Origin of the sequence: Rhodonellum psychrophilum GCM71 = DSM 17998 (genome assembly GCF_000381545.1) — a bacterium.
In the GTDB taxonomy this organism is placed as follows: Bacteria; Bacteroidota; Bacteroidia; order Cytophagales; family Cyclobacteriaceae; genus Rhodonellum; species Rhodonellum psychrophilum.
In genome coordinates this window covers 37675-54870 of record NZ_KB906678.1, presented here as the reverse complement: position 1 = coordinate 54870, position 17196 = coordinate 37675, and the positions used below count along the sequence as shown (strand labels likewise).

Sequence of the window (17196 nt, the reverse complement as noted above, 5' to 3'; positions counted from 1 at the left end):
GAATAAAGAATTTATTTTTGGACATGGAAGTAGATTTTTTACTCATTGGTCAGGGATTGGCGGGTACGGTTTTGTCGTATCGGCTGTTGAAAGAGGGTAAATCCGTCCTTGTCATTGATCTGCCGGAAGGCAATAAAAGTAGCCGGGTAGCAGCGGGACTTTATAATCCAATAACTGGAAGGAGACTGGTGAAAACTTGGAATGCCGATCTTTTGTTCCCTGAAATTGAGCCGTTATATTCTTCCCTCGAAGAGGAATTGGGTACAGTTTTGTTACACGAAAAGCCAATTTACATTCCTTTCTTAAGTGTCGAGGAACAAAACGAGTGGATGGGCAAAAGCGGAGATGTCGAATTCGAGCCCTATCTGGAAAGGATTCAAATCCAAGGGCTATATTCCGAAGTGAATGATCCCTACGGAGGGATTTTGCTGAAGATGACCGGTTACCTGGACATCAATACCTTGTTGGACCATTATTCTACCTACCTGAAAAACAAAGCAGCTCTGATTGAAGGTGTTTTTGAAGAGAAGCAATTGCAACTCGATCCCGAAGGTATTCGCTATGGCAATATCAAAGCAAAAGCCATTGTCTATTGCAATGGTTTAGGGGCAATGGAAAGCAAGTTTTTCGAAACTCTTCCCTTTGTGCCGGTAAAGGGGGAGATTTTGGATATTCAACAGGGTTTTAAGCCACAGGAAATCATCAATAGGGGCGTATTTCGGGTGGTTTTGCCTGATGGATCGATTAGGCTGGGGTCGACATACAGTTGGAGCGATACCGATTATGGGCCTACTGAAGGCGCCAAGATCGAGCTTTTCGAAAAATCCGACAAATTGATTTTGGTGGAAGGAAAAAGGGTAATTCATCATAAAACTGGCATTCGGCCCACTACCCGAGATAGAAAACCAATTTTGGGTAAACATCCTGAATATGAAAGCGTTTATATTTTCAACGGTTTTGGGCCCAAGGGTGTTTCTTTGGTACCATACTACAGTAAAATGATGGTGGAATTGCTGATTCATGGCAATCGACCTGAAAAAGAGGTGGATATTAGTCGTTTTTTTAATTATATTTAAGATCTAAGTTGACGTCATCGAATGAAGAAAAACATTTTATTCATTGTCTTTACGCTGGGAATGCTCCTGGGGTCAAATGTGCTCCATGCGCAATTTGATAAGGAAAGGTTTGGGAAGAACAGGATCCAGCACAAGGAAATGGATTGGTACCTGTACAGCTCAAATAACTTTGAAGTTTATTATTATGGAGGGGGTATGGCCAATGCCAAGATGGCCATCGATTATCTGGAGGGAGAGTTTGACCGGCTCACCCAATTGATCGGCTATGTGGCATATACCAAGCCCAAAATTTTCATCTACAATTCCCCTGAGGAATTGCTCCAGAGTAATCTGAATTTGAACAAAGACGAGTACACTATAGATGGACAGACATTTTTTAGCAGATTGCTGGCAGAAGTGGCTTTTCCAGGGAATTGGGAAGCCTTCAAAAAAGACTTGATCTATGGCACTTCCAAAGTGATCATTGAGGAAATGCTTTATGGTTCTACCATTGCCGATGCATTTCAGTCCAATTTAATCAACAGTTTCCCTGAATGGTATATCGAAGGTGCTGCCATGTACCTTGCACACGGTTGGAGCAGGGAGATGGATGATTATGTACGTCATTATTTTAGAGAAGATAAGAAGGCGAGGCTCCATAGACTTCAAGAAAAAGAGGCGGTTTTAGTCGGTCAATCGGTCTGGAATTTCATTGTGGAGAAATACGGCAGAAGATATATTTCGAGCGTTCTTAATCTGAGTAGGATAAACAGAAACGAAGAAAACAGCATTGCAAATACCATAGGGGTCAATTATAATGCCTTTATGGATCAGTGGCGTCAGTTTTATGTTGGGAGTAACCAACAGGTTTTGGCCAATTTTAAGGACATTCCCACGACGAACCAAATCGCATCCACTTCCTCATCAGTTCTTGGAGGAATCAATGACATTAAATTTAGCCCAGATGCAAAAAACCTTGCGTATGTGGTCAATAGTGGTGGGAAATTCAAAGTTCAGGTAAGAGAAATTTCAACAGGCAGGGAAAGGACGATTTACTCCGGTGGGTCGGTTTCCATCGATCAACCTGTAAACCTTACCACTCCGGTCATTGCCTGGAAGGACACCTTAAATTTAGCCATTGCAACTTTCAAAAGAGGAACAACCACCTTGAGGTCAAGGGCCATTGATGGATCTTCCCAAGACAAAATATTTCTTAGGAATATCACCCAGATTCTGAGCTTGGACTTCAATTCCACAGGGAGAAATATGGTGCTTTCCGCCATCTCCAATGGAAAAACAGATATATTTTCACTGAATGTAAGAGGGCAGGGCAGAAGGATTACCAACGATTTTTTTGACAATCTTTCACCGATTTTTTTGAATGATTCTACGATTATATATGTGTCCAATTTCACTGATTTGCCAGATTCGGTTTTGACCAAATCGCCGGATGTGAAAATATTGCCTGATTATTTCAACATTTTCAAAATCGATCTTGGGGATACCTTGGTCACCACGAAATTGACAAATGTCAACAACCAGAATACGCGCCCTAGGGTGATGAATGGGAACAATATTTTGCATTTAAGTGACCAAAGTGGGATCACGAACCTGATGCGCTTGAGTATTTCCAATGGGATTTCCAGTCAAGTATCTGCTTTCAACAAAAGCCTGGAAAGTTTTGACTATTCTTCCAAGCTTAATAGGGTAGCCTATTCCTACAGAGATGGAAACCAGAGCAAATTGGTGGTGGAGGCCTTTTCCAATACAGATCAATTCACTCCCAGTACCCCAAGAATCCAACTGTCGCAAGCCAAAAGCCTGAATGAGAGAATCGCGGCGAGAAGGGCAGAACAACCTGATTCCATTAAAACGGCCCCTTTTAGAGGGGAAAATGACCGAACTCGCGATGCCATTATCCGGGATACCCTTGTTAACCAAAATATTGAGGATTTAAGGGTGGAGGGTTTTTCTCGAAGCAATATTGTGCCAGTGCTTTCGGATACAATTCCGACTACCGAAAAGCTTACCGGAAGGATCAATACTGACAGGTTGCAATTTCAAAGGAAGGGCGGAATAGATACCGAAAATTATGTTTTCGATACGATCCCAGACCTGACGATGAACCAGCAGCGGCAATCGTTGATTTCAGCATCCCGCAGCAGCCTTCTTGACAATTTCCGGAAACAAGGAATGCAAAAACAAGTGGTTGGACCTAGAAATATGATCCCACAATTCATCACCAGTAGCCTCAAAACGTTTTTTGTTGTGGATCCCCTTCGGGGTTTTGGCATCAGTTTGAATGGAAAGATGACGGATTTGCTAGACAATCATTCTTTTCAGGGTGGCTTGATGACTACCTTGGATTTTAGATCCGGAGCTGATATTTATTTTGAATACGAATACCTTAAACATAGAATTGATTTCAGAGGAAGGTTTGATAGGAAAACGCTTCAAATATCAGAAGGAGACCTTACTTTCCAAAAATATGCGCTCACCAAAACAGAAATCGCTGTTTCCTATCCCTTGACTGTTCACAGTAGGTTTAGCCTATCCCCATTTGTTGCCAAGACGCAATATTTCAATCTTAATACAGATTCTATCCTGAGAGGCGTTCAGCCCGATCAAAACTATTTCAACGTCAATTATGCTGGAGGAAAAGCTGAATTTGTCATAGACAAAACACAGCAATTGGGTTTATACATGCAGCAGGGTATGAAAGGAAAGATTGGAGCTGTCCACTACCAGGGATTGAACAATGGGGAAAGGTCCTTTTCCAATATTTATCTTGATTTCAGGAATTATCAAAAAATACATAAAAACATCACCTTTGCCACCAGACTTTATGCAGGATCCTTTTTTGGTAAAAACCCACAATCCTATCTTTTGGGAGGCATGAACAATTGGTTGTTCAATCAATTTTATAGACCACCCACGAATCGACCGGAACAATCCCCAGTTAGAAATGATGGTGGGTTTGAGAATTCCAATATACTTTTTGCGGAATTCGTTGATTTGAGGGGATATGATTATGATGAAATACGGGGCAGGAACATGGTTACCTTCACAGCGGAGCTAAGATTCCCATTATTCTCCTATTTGTCACGGGGGAACATTACCTCCAACTTCATCAAAAATTTCCAAATGGTAGCTTTTTATGATGCAGGATCATCTTGGGATGATGCCGCACCTTGGGAAAAGGTGAATGACCAAAACACCGAAGTCATCAATACCAATGGTTCCCCATTTGTGATCACACTCAACAATTTCAATAATCCTTGGCTTCAAAGTTATGGAGCTGGATTAAGGACGGTATTGTTGAATTATTATGTGAAATTTGATCTGGCCCGACCCGTAAGAAACTACCAAAATAAAGATCTTAAATTTTATGTTACCTTAGGGTATAATTTCTAATCCCAAATTTTCTTTAAATATGATAAAATCCATGACAGGCTATGGTCTGGCAGGTTTTGAAGATGATAATTTCATCGTTAGTGTGGAGGTAAAAACCTTAAACTCTAAATTCCTTGACCTTTCCATTCGCAGTCCAAGACAATTTTCCGAAAAGGAATTTGATATCCGTAACCTTGTAAGCGGGGTCTTGGAAAGGGGAAAAGTGAATATATCCATTGATTTTGCCAATAAGAAAGGTGCGGAACTGCCCGTAAGTATCAACGAAGACCTTTTCCATTCATTTTATCAGAAATATCAGTCGCTTGCCTTGCATGTAGGCGCTGATTCGCCAGATCTTTTCAAACTAGCCCTGCAATCTCCCAGTGTCATCTCCAATGTAGTGGAAAAGACATCCGGAGTAGAAGAATGGGAGGCAGTGAAAAACGTATTGATCGAAGCACTTGAGCATTGCAATGCCTTTAGAGAGGATGAGGGTGAAGTGTTGGGTCGCAAGTTCAAGGAGAATCTAGGTGTGATAAGACAGGGATTGGATCGGATCATTATTGAAGACCCAATTCGAAAATCAAGAATCAGAGACAGGATCAAAAACAATTTTAAGGAATGGTTGGAGGAAAATAGTTTTGACGCCAATAGGTTCGAGCAGGAATTGATCTACTATTTTGAAAAAGTTGATATTACCGAAGAAATTGTCAGACTCGGAACACATCTTGATTACTTTGAGAAAAATCTGGAAGATGAATTCAATCAAGGTAAAAAGCTTGGTTTCATCAGTCAGGAAATCGGGCGGGAAATCAACACCATCGGGTCAAAAGCCAATGATGCAAGCATCCAAAAACATGTCATTGTCATGAAAGATGAATTGGAAAAAATCAAGGAACAAGCTTTGAATATCCTTTAAACCGTGTGACACATTGCCAATTCTTTTTGAGCATGAAATTGTTTAATAATCATTCAGTTGTTTCCTGTTATTGACACCACCACATCGGTAAGCCGTTTTGTTCTGCCAATAAATAGTCTGATTATTTACCAGTTCAACTCCAACAGGAAACCCAATGCCTAATTCGGGATGAAACAGCGAAAAAAACAGCACATAAAAAAAGGACCTTTAAGGTCCTTTTTTTATGTGCTGTTGGTATGATTAACCTAGTTTGAATCGAATAGGAAGTCTCATCCTTACTCTAACTGGGCGACCTCTTTGCTTTCCAGGCTCCCATTTGGGGGCGTTGGCGACTACTCTAAGGGCTTCTTCATCACAACCCCCACCGATACCTCTAAGTATTGCGGCATCTTGAATAGATCCATCCGTATTGACTACGAATACCACATATACAGTGCCTTCAATCCCCATACGTCTCGCTTGGGTTGGGTATTTTAAGTTTTTGCTTAGGTATTGATTCCAACCTTCCATACCTCCTGGAGGCATTGGTGCGTTTTCCACAACATCAAAGATCTCATCTGCTTTTTCCACAACTGGAGCATCTGCGATGATTACCTCTTTGATAACCATATCCTCTTTTACATCCAAATCAAAATTAACCTCAATTTTCTCTTCGATTTCTACCTCATCAGGGATTTCTTGAATGATTGGCTGCTCAATTGGTGGCGGCGGTGGTGGTGGCTGTTCTGTAATAGGAATATCCAATAGTTCTTCAAAAGTGTCGGTTACTTGCCCTAAGTCTTTCAAATCACCCCTGTCATAGGATTTGTATTCGAAAGCAAATAGAACCAATCCGACACTTATGGCTAGACCAAAATTCATGAACATTCCTGTTTTTTTGGTCAAATCAGCCGCTGGTGTTTTTTTAGCTTCCATTGATTTACGCTTTATAATGGTTATTGTCTGATTACAATTTAAAGTTAACAATTTTAGCCATTTATTTTTATTTATACAAGTTTGGAATCCCTCTTGTACAAAATATAAAAACAAATTACGCCAATGGTTCCTCCAATGATGTTGGCGGCAATGTCCCAAAGATCAAAAGATCTGTTGGGTACATACTTTTGCAAATACTCTAGTAAGATAGCAAGAATTATCCCAAAGACTAAGTAGTTAGTAAAAAAATTCAGTTTTTTTAACTTTTTCCTTGCATCCAAAGTCCCTACCCTACTCCAAAGAAATGTCAACATCCCAAATATCAGAAAGTGAATGACTTTGTCTTTTTGTGGAAACAAGGGGGTTGAGGGGAGGTTGTCACCAGGGGTAAACAAAGCCACGCACATAAGTAGCAGCCACAATACCGCAGGAATGAATCTGAATTTTAACAAAACCAATTAGGCGCCGATCAATTCGGTATATTCTTCTACAGACAAAAGATCAGATGGGATTTCTCCTTCAAACTTCACTTTGATCATCCAGCCGGTGGAGTAAGGGGATTCATTGACCAATTCAGGGGATGATTCCAATTCTTCATTGAATTCAATGATTTCTCCAGTCAGGGGCATGAAAAGATCGGAGACTGTTTTAACCGCTTCTACTGTTCCAAATACTTCACCGGAAGCAATGCTTTCACCGACAGTTTCAACCTCAACATAAACGATATCTCCCAATTCTTTCTGGGCAAATTCGGTTATGCCAATCGTAGCAATTCCATTTTCAAATCTTACCCACTCGTGGTCTTTTGTGTACTTTAATTCTTCAGGAAAATCCATATTTGTTTTTAATTAAGGAGTTCAAAAATACGAGGTTTAACCAAATGATAAAACCTATTGCGATAAATTAAATCTCAATTGTCCACCAAAAGCGGTAGAACTTCTCCTAAAGGCGGTTGTAACCCTTGGATCATTGATGGTCCTGTCAAAATACAATTGGATATTGAGATTTTGATTGATGACATAACCGACAGTAGGACGAATTTGAATGTTAATGTTGCCATTGGTGATGGTACTTTCTTCACCGATTTTTCTTTGGACTTGCTGGGTATCGACTACCCGGGTGTTGATTCTGATTTGAAGGTCGTTGTTGAGGACCTCTTGTCTTCCTTGGATCTTGAAAGGGATCTTCACCCCAGCTTTGGTGTATCCGAGATCAAATCCAAAGTCCCGGCTTTTTTGTTCCGTTACCTGAGCATTGGAGAAATTCAAACCAATATTTCTTTCGGAATTGTATTCCATCGAAATGTTCAATCTCGATTTCGTCAAAAAGTTGACACCTACCAGTGGTGCAAATCGCTCGGTTAGAATCACTTGATTGAGGATGAAAATGGGGATGTATTGACCGAATTCATTGGTGAGGGAAGCCCCTGGGATGCTTTGAATATTGTTGTACAATTCCAAACCTTTCTGATATAGAAGTGAGTTTGAAAAATTACTTACTTCAAACGTGGAGGCATACCCATGTGTAATATTGATACTTGAAAAATACTCACGCAGGGCAGGGATTTGTGAAAGCCCCTTATAATCCAGCCTCCAATTTGGCAAGGGGATTTTGGGGAAAGGGTTTAGCTCCAATGACTCGGGATCTCGGCCACCATAAGCGGCAAGAAAGGAAAGGGCCAACACATCCTGACCATTTATCGAATATTCTCCCCCAGGGTTTTGGGTATTGAGTCGGGATTGGATGATAGATCTGTACCCTTCAAAATTCGTGAATAAAGGAGAGTTGTTGTTCTGGTCATCTCTGGCAAATGTAGTGCGCATCATCGAATAGGTAATGCTGTAGGAGCCCATTCTATTCGGACTGAGCGATCCGAACTCTCCCGGAATTTGGTCAGAATTTCTGAAAATTTCGCTGTATTCCCCGTTTTCCCTTTTTCTAGCCTCTAGGGTAATGTTGAAATCACGCATAGGACTTGCCAAAGCATTGATTTGAAGGTTTCTGGATTGGTTCTGTCGGAACAATTGGGTCATTTCGGCACTTGGTGCCATTAGGCCTTGATTGGCCAAGTCAAACCGAATATTTGGATTTTGGCTTCCGGTGATAAATCCCAGACCTGGATTCATAAAGCTTCTGTCCAATCCAAGCAAATTTGTGTTTTCCATATATCCGGGCAGGAACGTGCCCTCAATGATGGAATACCTAAAATTGATATCCTTGACCATCGTCAGCAATTTCAAAAGTTTGTTCGTGAATGGAGTGCCTATGGTATCTTGTGCATTGATAGTGGTTCTTCCGGGGATGCTTGGCCGCCTTGGTGCACTCAAGGCCTTTAGCTTGGCGCTTTTGTTATACAACCTGACAAAATCCAGTTTGCCGTTGAAGGCTCGGTCTCTGGTGTTTTGGATCACATTCCCCAAAGTGTCTTTTTGTCCAATGGCACCAGTCAGCCATGAATAATTTGCCGAATATCGCATGTCTGCCCTAATCCAATCCAGACTTGGAACTTTGTCCAAGGGCAGGGTATAGTTCACCATCAATTGATGGGTGTAATTGGTGGTTCTTCCCAAGTTTCTGATGTTGGTCCTTAGGGAATCCCTTTTCACCTCCGAATCGAGGTCTCCTTCAGGCTCATCGATCACTGATAGGACTCTGCTCATGAAATCCACACGGAGGTTTTTGGTAAGATCCCAATTCAGGTTGTAAGATCGATTCAGGAAGAAGCTTTTTTGGAAGAATGGATCCACACCCTCAATTCCCAATTGGTCATTCCTGTACTGGGTACGCATAAAACGCCGGTCCAAGTCCAGTCGGGCAGTGAACAGGGTGGGGGAGAAATTGAAATTTATATCTTTGATTAGTTTTAGATGTTTTCCACTGAGTTTTTCGGAATTCTTGAATGGCTCAAAAACCAATGGTTTGGGTTGGTAATTATAGCTGACATTTCCCACGTATGTCTCATAATTGTAGCTCTCGGTATTGATGTTGCTTTGTTTTACCGAGCCATAAGCATACGAAAAGGAGAAATTGCTCAAATCATAAACATGTGTTTTTTCCTTTTCGGGGTTCCTGTTTTTCCTGACATTGGTAAAACCGATATTTTTTCTTTTTACCTGATCTACGACCTGTTTTCTATAAAATTCCCTTTCTGAGTCGGTACTGAATTTCCCTAAGGCGACTTCAAAAGGCACATCTGGATTCAAGGGGTCAAATTCTGGCCTAATGGAAGCATTTTCAAAGCTGACATACATTGGGATATTCACGTTCAGGGCTTCCGGTAGCAATTTGTCCACATTGATGTTGGCTGAAATATCATATTGGGTGCTCGCCTGTCTTGCCCTTTGTGACAAGCGGGTTTCCAATCCTCCAAAACCTATTGCGTTGTGTCTGATGGAAGTCGAAATGACAGCTACATCTGCAATTTTTGCATTCAATATGGCATTGGCTGCCCAGCCTGAGGACTCGTTGAATCCAGTGACGCGCAATTCATTTGCCCAAAGACAAACAGATCTTGCCGCGGTTCCGCTGTTCCCAGGATTTCTGATTCCAATCATCATGCCCTGGATCATACTCAATTCTGGCCTACCGACGACTGTAACCTTGTATTGACGAATGTCTTGGCTAAAGGCGAGGTTCAAAGGAACCCGTTGATTGTCTCTTGCTACTTTTACCCCCACGATTTCGCTGATCGCCACATCGATTTCATTTTCAAGAGGCCAAATCTGACTTGGATCCCTCGTTCCTTTCGGAGTGATCAATAATGGAACTTCTATTTCGTAGTAATTGTCCGTGTAATCTGTGCCGATTCTCAAAAATGCTGTAAGCTCGCCATCGCGTGCATCCTCACTGTCTGCATGAAAAAACATCTTCAATCTTTTGAATTGGACCATGTCCAGACCATTCATGTTTTTGAACACTGCTCGGGCATCTCGGGCCTGCAAATCTTCCACACAAAGTTTGAGGGATTGCTCATTGAGCTGTCTTTCCACTGTGGACAGGTTGTCTCTGTCTCGGGTGATTCCCGGAGGCAGTACGTAGGGGCTCTGGGTGGGGCTTCCCTGACTGTTTTCTTCAATGTTTACTACACCCACAGTCAAATTTGAATTGTCAGGTTCTGGAATCTCAAAAAAGCCACGTTCAAAAAGCGATTCTTGGAATACCCTCCATTGGGAACCTACCAGCCGAAAATTCGCCATCCTGAGCACAACAGGTTGTTCAAATCCAGTCAAATAAGTTCTCATAAACCGAATGGATTTAAAGCCGCTGATATCTCCTTCTGTTCTATCCGGAGTCCTTACAGGAATCCTAAACAAATACCAAGAAACTTCATCACCGCTTTGATTGCTCGTAACCTTATCCACAATGTAATTGCTCCCTACTTCCAATTCATTGGGTTTTAGGTCAATTTCATACTCATAATAATTTTCAAGTTCGTTGATGGTATTGTCATTGTTCAAATCTTCATTATCGGGAAGATTGGAGCCAGAAGGGATATAGGGCAAATTGACATTGGAGGTGATAGGGGTGTTTCCCTCCATCCCGTTGAATTTCTTGTATCTTTCCAAGATTTTGGTGTCACTTCGATCAAATGTTTCATCCAGATAATATTGAAAATTATCGGAAGATACGTCTTCTAAAATCTGGGCAAGTGCAGGAGGGTTGACATTCAGTCGATTGAGGAATCGGTCCCTGAAAAAAGCAACTTCATCTTCACTTTTGAGACCATCAAGACCTACATCCTGGTTTGCCCTTGCCGTAGGAGAGTTGTCGAAAGCAGGAATGAGAAATTGTTGTCTCGTAATCCTACCCCATTCGGTCATTGTTGTCTGGTTCGGATCTCCATCTACGGGAAGACCGTTTTCAAAACCGTGTCTTCCATCCTTGATAATGTCTTCAGAAATATCCCCCAAGTTGAATCTTAGCTTTCCTCCCGTGGTGTTGTTCTGATTAAAAACCCCATCCAGCACCCGGCCATTTTCACCTTGGATGAATGGATCCAGCAACCAAAATTCCAAGTATTCAATATTTGTCCTGTCAAAATCCACTTCCGTTGTAATGGCTCGGGTGACACCACCATAATTGCTTTTTGGATCTGGGAGAAGTCCATCGGGCGTAAGTGCTGGATTGTAATTGTACATTCCTCTTTCAGCAGGGAAATAGGCCAATTCGAAAAGTGGCTCTGGTACCACGATTACATCACGATCCCTTCTGGGGAAAATTTCTTGGGGGATAACTCTCCTCACATAATGATTGTTTCGGTCTACCCTGCTGATGTTGGAAGGGACACCTTGGCCCTGTTCCCTATAGAAGATGTTGTCGATATTGTACCAAGCGACCCGAGCCCTTTTGTAGGCGTTTCCGAGTTTGTCTTCGGTCATCAGGCTCAAATCAAAAGCATCATTCTCGGTTTTGGGCGTAGCCGCCAACTTCCAAGTCTGGGCAGCAGCACCACCCAAATTGGATGGGATAATGGCAGATTCAAAGTCATCGATATAGGATGCAGCCTCTCCATTGACCTTGTTTGAGGTTCCCGGAAGGAGTTGTGCGAATTCACCGCTGATTTGCACCATGGATTCTTCCTTGGTGTTGGTGAAAGGCAATGCATCAGCAAATTTCGTCAAAAACCTTGACTCGTCGCTGAAATTGGCATCCAAGCCCCACATACTGTTTCTCAAAGTCTCGCTTCCTGTGGCTATTCTGGTGATATTGGGTCTTTCGTTGAGGAAAAGGAAAGTGCCTCCCACGTTGAATTTGTCACTGTGCAAATAATCGATTCTGGTGCCCAAAAGACTCCTGGTCTGAAAAGAAACCAAATCGGCCTTTTCAAAACTGATGGAAATTCTTTTTCCAGATTGTAAAATTCCTTCATTGATGATATTGACCCTTCCGATGTTGTAATCGATGGTGAAATCAACCCCTTCGGTAAGGGGGATGTTTCCTGCCATGACGATGACGGATCCGGGAGAAATATTAAGACCTGGGAGGAGTATCTCAGAGGAGGAACCGGCATTGAGCCTTCCTTTTAAGAAAAATTTGTTGAGTCTGGTGACCAATTCCGCATCCGCTTGGGTTGTTCGGTAAAGGGTGTCATAGACATATTTGTCTTGCAGCACCGCTTCATTGGGGAGAAAGAGTTTTTCCAAGGTTTTCCCGAAGGGTTCCAAAACAGGGAAAACCAAATAACCTCTGTCAGGGAAAATAGTGACCCCCGGAATGAAATCGAAATTTCCGTCAGGGGAAGGGTCATTCTGGGGATTCAGGTTATCCAAACCTGTCAATCGGATTAAGGGCTGATTTTTTAAATTCGCACCTTCCAACAAGCTGGGATTGTCCAATCCCGTCCGGTCATCCCGATAGATGATCTGGAGTTGGAAACCGTCTTGCTTTATTTGGGCTGCATTCAGGTTGTATATATTCTTCATCATCAGGTCCCAAGTTGGAATCCTGGTATTGATCCTTGCGGGCCTAAGGAGTTTCATGAAAATGATCTCATTTTCGGGCCTGTTTTGATAGTCTTCCGATAATTCACCAACCTTGAAAACATTGCCGTTGAAGGTGTATTCATAGGAAACGGCAAGTACTTCATCATTTTGGAGCTTCCTAGACAGTGAAATATATCCAAGTTCCCGATTGAAAATAAATTCGGTGGGAGCCAACTTTCTCGAACCATTGATCTGCTCAAAATCAACTCCTTTCACTAGTCCAAGAGCGTTCTCTATTGCATTTGATCCAGTATCAAAGGGTCTGAAGGAGGGATTGCCGTTGAGGTTGGCATAGAGAAGGTTGGCCGCGTTTCCTGCAGGGGCTCCGGGAGATCCCGGTCCAACATTGGGGTTTCCTGGCTTGAAAACCCGTTGGCCTTCTCCAAGATCTATAAATGCGGCAAAGTTCCGGAGGGTTTCGGTGTTGTTTGCCCGGTTCATGATGTAAACTTCCACTCTGGTGACATTTACCCCTGAAAGAATCTGAGGCAAACCTCTTAACCATCTTTCGTAATTTTCCCTGAAAAAATGTCCCAGAAAGAAATGCCTGTTTTCATCATAATCGGAGCCTTGGATCTCAAAACTTCTCCCCTGACCTCCTCCTTCGATGACCAGTTCATCCCTTCTTCCCCTTTGGGTAGAAGCAACACCGGTGACCATCAATTTCCCGAATTGAAGCTGTGTTTTGACACCGAAAAGATTTTGAGCACCTTGAATCAAGCTGTTTTGGATCGGCATGCTGACATTTCCGATTTCGATGCTTTTGATGATGTCTTCCTGAAACCCTGTGTATTCTACCTTAAGTTGATTTTGAAAATCAAAAGAATTGTTTGAGTCAAAATTGGCGCCCAGCTTCATCTTTTGACCCAAAGTTCCATTCACACTCATTTGGATCTGTTGGTCGAAATTGAACCCGCCATTCTGTTGTTGTCGGATGGGTATCGAGGGATTGTCTATTCTTCGAAAGATAGCACCAAGATCCAAGTTGACATAGCCGGTGGGGGTAATGTTGATCTCGCTTCCCCCAAAAATCCGGTCAAAAGTTGGGCTTACCGTAATAGGGGGGATAAGTGATCTACCACTTACGGCACTTTCTCCATCCATTCCCCTGGATCGGTTGCGCCAATACTCCTGCCTGATTCGGAATTCTTGGAGTTTTGAGAAATCCTCAAAATCATAGACATAACCTGATTCCACATCTGTTGAATCCAACTGATCTTGAATTCTATACTTCAAAACAGAATCCAGCTCAACTTGTATTTTTTGTTCTTTGGCCCCATTGAGATAAAATGGCGAATACCGTTTGCTGAAGGGGTTTTGGCTTGGGTATAATGGATTTGTGTTCAGGTTTTGCCACAAAAGAAAAGAGGGGAGCATCCTTCTTTTATTGAGGGAGTCCATTCTTGTGTTTAGTGTATCAATATTTGTTTGTTGGGCCTTGGCTTTCGCTATAGGGAATAATGAAAAATTCAAGAGCAGGAGCGCTATTGTCGGGAAGAAGAAGACTGAACGCTTTTCCAAAAAAAAACAGCTACAGCAAAAGTCCAATTGGTTTTTCTATTAATTAAGAAGTTTTTAAAGATGCTTTAATTAAATCTTCTAAGGAAATTTCGTTCCCTGTTTTTTTCAAAACTGTCGCTATATTTTTCTCGGCGGCTGCTTTTGGAAAACCCAAAGTAATCAATGCTTGCAACGCTTCTTCCCGGGTTTTATTACTTTGTTTCATAAAGCCTTGTGGGGCAGTAGCATTGTCCAAAAGGGAATCCTTTCTCACCTTGTCCTTCAATTCCAAGATTATTCTTTGGGCAGTTTTTATTCCAACGCCTTTTACATTTTGGATGGTTTTGTCATCTCCTTGGATAATGGCCTGCTCAAGTTCTTCGGTACTTAGGGAGGATAAAATCATCAATCCAGTGTTCGGACCCACTCCTGAAATGGAGATCAGGTTTAAAAATAATTTTTTCTCAGATTCTTCTTTGAATCCATATAGGGTATGGGCATCCTCTTTGATGTGTAAAAAGGTGAGGAGCATTACCTGCTCCTCATCTTTTATTTTTGAATATGTTTGAAGGGATATTTTGACTTGATAGCCAATCCCACTTATGTCAATGATGACATAAGTGGGGTCTTTAAAGACAAGTTTGCCTTTTAGATATACGATCATAGAGCACTTTGCGTTTGGGCATCGACCACTGCAATCGCTACCATATTGACGATTTCCCGGATGGAACTTCCTAATTGTAGGATGTGCACGGGCTTGTTCATCCCCAAAAGAATCGGGCCGATAGCCTCGGCATTTCCGATTTCTGAAAGGAGTTTGTAAGCGATGTTACCAGAGCTTAGGTCGGGGAAAATCAAAGTGTTGGCTTTTTTTCCAATCAAGGCACTGAATGGATAATTCTCTTTTTGAATTTCCTCATTCAATGCGACATTGGCCTGCATTTCACCCTCAATCACCAAGTTAGGGAATTTGGCTTTTGCAATCTCTGTGGCTTTGGCAGTTTTTGAAGCGACTTCTCCCTTGGCTGAGCCAAAGTTTGAATAGGAGAGGACCGCGATTCTTGGCTCAATGTCAAAGAATTTGACTCCACTGGCAGTCAATCCAATGATTTCCGCCAATTCTTCAGCAGTTGGATTGAGATTAACGGTCGTATCGGCAAAGAAATAGGGGCCTTTTGCGGTATTCATGATGTACATTCCCGCAACCCTGTCCACTCCGGGTTTGATCCCGATAACTTGAAGGGAAGGAAGAATTGTTTTGGGATAATCCTTGGTAAGACCCGAAATCAGCGCATCTGCTTCACCCAATTGTACCATCATCGCGCCAAAATAATTTCTGTCCCTCATCAACCTGTAACACTCAGGTGCAGTTAAACCCTTTCTTTTTCTCTTCTCAAAAAGAACGCTGCCAAAGTGGCTTAACTTGTCTTCATTTTCATAAGGATTGATGATGGTGACACCACTCAAATCCAACTTGTTCTCCTCAATTAGGTTCTTGATTTTGTCGGTGTTGCCCAGCAAGATTGGAATGGCAATTTTTTCATCCCGAATGATTTGAGCAGCTTTCAATATTTTGATATTGTCAGCTTCTGCAAACACGACTCTTTTTGGATTCTTTTTCGCTCTGGAGATCACTCTTGACATCAGGCGTTGGTCAATTCCAATACGCTCCTGAAGTTCAAGTTCATAGGCTTCCCAGTCAGTAATGACGGTTTTGGCGACACCGGATTCCATGGCTGCTCTTGCTACTGCAGGTGCAATAGTAGTGATGAGTCTTGGGTCAAGTGGTTTTGGAATCAGATAAAATCTACCGAAAGCCAATTTGCTGTCTCCATAGGCTTTGTTAACTATCTCGGGTACGGCTTCTTTGGCAAGTTTGGCAATCGCTTTGGTGGCTGCCAATTTCATCTCTTCATTGATCGAGGTTGCTCGGACATCCAATGCTCCCCTAAAAATGTATGGGAATCCCAAAACGTTATTCACTTGGTTGGGATAGTCAGATCTGCCTGTAGCCATGATAAGATCTTCGCGGGAAGACATTGCCAATTCATAGGAAATTTCAGGATCTGGATTGGCCAATGCAAAAACAATTGGATTGGGTCCCATTAACTGGATTTGTTCGGCTGTCACTACATTCCCAGCGGACAAGCCCAAGAATACATCCGCGCCAGTCAAGGCATCGGAAAGGGTATGGATATCCCTATTGGTAGCAAAAGCCCTCTTGATATCATCAAGATCGTGTCTGTCCGCACGTATTACACCTTCTTTGTCACAGATGACAATGTTTTCAGGATTGACACCCAAACTGATGTAAAACCTCGTACAGGAAACTGCAGCAGCTCCAGCTCCCAAAACCACAAGCTTGATATTTTCAAGTTTTTTGTCCACCACTTCCAGCGCATTGATCAATGCCGCTCCAGAAATAATTGCCGTCCCATGCTGGTCATCGTGCATGACAGGGATATTCATCTCTTTTTTCAGCGTGGTTTCAATTAAAAAGCATTCCGGTGCTTTGATATCTTCCAAATTTATTCCGCCAAAAGTGGGCTCAAGCGATTTTATGATTTGGATTAGTTTGAGAGGATCTTTCTCGTCGATTTCTATGTCAAAAACATCGATACCTGCAAATTTCTTGAAAAGGACACCTTTTCCTTCCATAACGGGTTTTGATGCTTCTGGTCCGATGTCACCAAGTCCTAATACTGCTGTGCCATTGGTAATCACTGCGACAAGATTTCCTTTTGCCGTGTATTTGTAGACATTTTCTTTATCAGCAGCTATTTCCTTACAGGGTTCAGCCACACCGGGTGAGTAGGCCAATGCAAGGTCAATTTGACTTGAGAGGGGTTTGGTCGGAACCACTTCGATTTTACCTGGTTTGCCTTGGGTATGATAATTTAATGCGTCTTCTCTTCTGATTTTAATCGCCATA

9 protein-coding genes are annotated in these 17196 nt (G+C 42.2%); 3 read left to right on the top strand and 6 right to left on the bottom strand.

All coding sequences use genetic code 11. The features are described 5' to 3' along the window. The first annotated feature begins 23 nt into the window (after nucleotides 1-23). The 3 genes from F824_RS0110860 to F824_RS0110850 are packed head-to-tail and all read left to right on the top strand — an operon-like array spanning nucleotide 24 to nucleotide 5367. Complete coding sequence (locus F824_RS0110860; RefSeq protein ID WP_019597917.1) at nucleotides 24-1076, top strand: NAD(P)/FAD-dependent oxidoreductase; 1053 nt, start codon at nucleotides 24-26, stop codon at nucleotides 1074-1076. 21 nt (nucleotides 1077-1097) lie between these two features. Continuing rightward, on the top strand, nucleotides 1098-4469 hold the full coding sequence (locus F824_RS0110855; RefSeq protein ID WP_019597916.1) for a biopolymer transporter Tol: 3372 nt from the start codon (nucleotides 1098-1100) through the stop codon (nucleotides 4467-4469). Between the two features lie 19 nt (nucleotides 4470-4488). Then, entirely contained in the window at nucleotides 4489-5367 is an 879-nt protein-coding gene (locus tag F824_RS0110850; protein WP_019597915.1) for a YicC/YloC family endoribonuclease, read from the top strand. A gap of 240 nt (nucleotides 5368-5607) precedes the next feature. Here the strand turns inward: F824_RS0110850 and F824_RS0110845 are convergent, their stop codons facing one another. From F824_RS0110845 to F824_RS0110815, 6 genes are all read right to left on the bottom strand, one after another. Further along, nucleotides 5608-6282 (bottom strand): energy transducer TonB, encoded by a 675-nt coding sequence (locus F824_RS0110845; protein ID WP_019597914.1) that lies wholly within the window; start codon nucleotides 6280-6282, stop codon nucleotides 5608-5610. Nucleotides 6283-6353: 71 nt separating this feature from the next. Further along, nucleotides 6354-6689, bottom strand: a complete 336-nt coding sequence (locus tag F824_RS0110840; RefSeq protein ID WP_019597913.1) for a VanZ family protein — start codon at nucleotides 6687-6689, stop codon at nucleotides 6354-6356. A gap of 51 nt (nucleotides 6690-6740) precedes the next feature. Then, nucleotides 6741-7118 (bottom strand): glycine cleavage system protein GcvH, encoded by a 378-nt coding sequence (gcvH, locus tag F824_RS0110835; protein ID WP_019597912.1) that lies wholly within the window; start codon nucleotides 7116-7118, stop codon nucleotides 6741-6743. A 54-nt stretch (nucleotides 7119-7172) separates the two neighbouring features. Next, complete coding sequence (gene sov / locus F824_RS0110830; protein ID WP_019597911.1) at nucleotides 7173-14165, bottom strand: T9SS outer membrane translocon Sov/SprA; 6993 nt, start codon at nucleotides 14163-14165, stop codon at nucleotides 7173-7175. A gap of 163 nt (nucleotides 14166-14328) precedes the next feature. Next, nucleotides 14329-14928: a Holliday junction branch migration protein RuvA gene (ruvA, locus tag F824_RS0110820; protein ID WP_019597909.1), complete on the bottom strand. Its 600-nt coding sequence runs from the start codon at nucleotides 14926-14928 to the stop codon at nucleotides 14329-14331. Further along, nucleotides 14925-17195, bottom strand: coding sequence for an NADP-dependent malic enzyme (locus tag F824_RS0110815; RefSeq protein WP_019597908.1), 2271 nt, complete (start codon nucleotides 17193-17195; stop codon nucleotides 14925-14927). Before F824_RS0110815 ends, ruvA begins: the two co-directional genes overlap by 4 nt. Nucleotide 17196 lies beyond the last annotated feature (1 nt).

Coding starts and splice junctions, on each gene's coding strand:
- F824_RS0110855 (WP_019597916.1), top strand. CDS start 1,098: ATGAAGAAAAACATTTTATTCATTGTCTTTACGCTGGGAATGCTCCTG.
- F824_RS0110840 (WP_019597913.1), bottom strand. CDS start 6,689: ATGTGCGTGGCTTTGTTTACCCCTGGTGACAACCTCCCCTCAACCCCC.
- F824_RS0110850 (WP_019597915.1), top strand. CDS start 4,489: ATGATAAAATCCATGACAGGCTATGGTCTGGCAGGTTTTGAAGATGAT.
- F824_RS0110860 (WP_019597917.1), top strand. CDS start 24: ATGGAAGTAGATTTTTTACTCATTGGTCAGGGATTGGCGGGTACGGTT.
- ruvA (WP_019597909.1), bottom strand. CDS start 14,928: ATGATCGTATATCTAAAAGGCAAACTTGTCTTTAAAGACCCCACTTAT.
- sov (WP_019597911.1), bottom strand. CDS start 14,165: ATGGACTCCCTCAATAAAAGAAGGATGCTCCCCTCTTTTCTTTTGTGG.
- gcvH (WP_019597912.1), bottom strand. CDS start 7,118: ATGGATTTTCCTGAAGAATTAAAGTACACAAAAGACCACGAGTGGGTA.
- F824_RS0110845 (WP_019597914.1), bottom strand. CDS start 6,282: ATGGAAGCTAAAAAAACACCAGCGGCTGATTTGACCAAAAAAACAGGA.
- F824_RS0110815 (WP_019597908.1), bottom strand. CDS start 17,195: ATGGCGATTAAAATCAGAAGAGAAGACGCATTAAATTATCATACCCAA.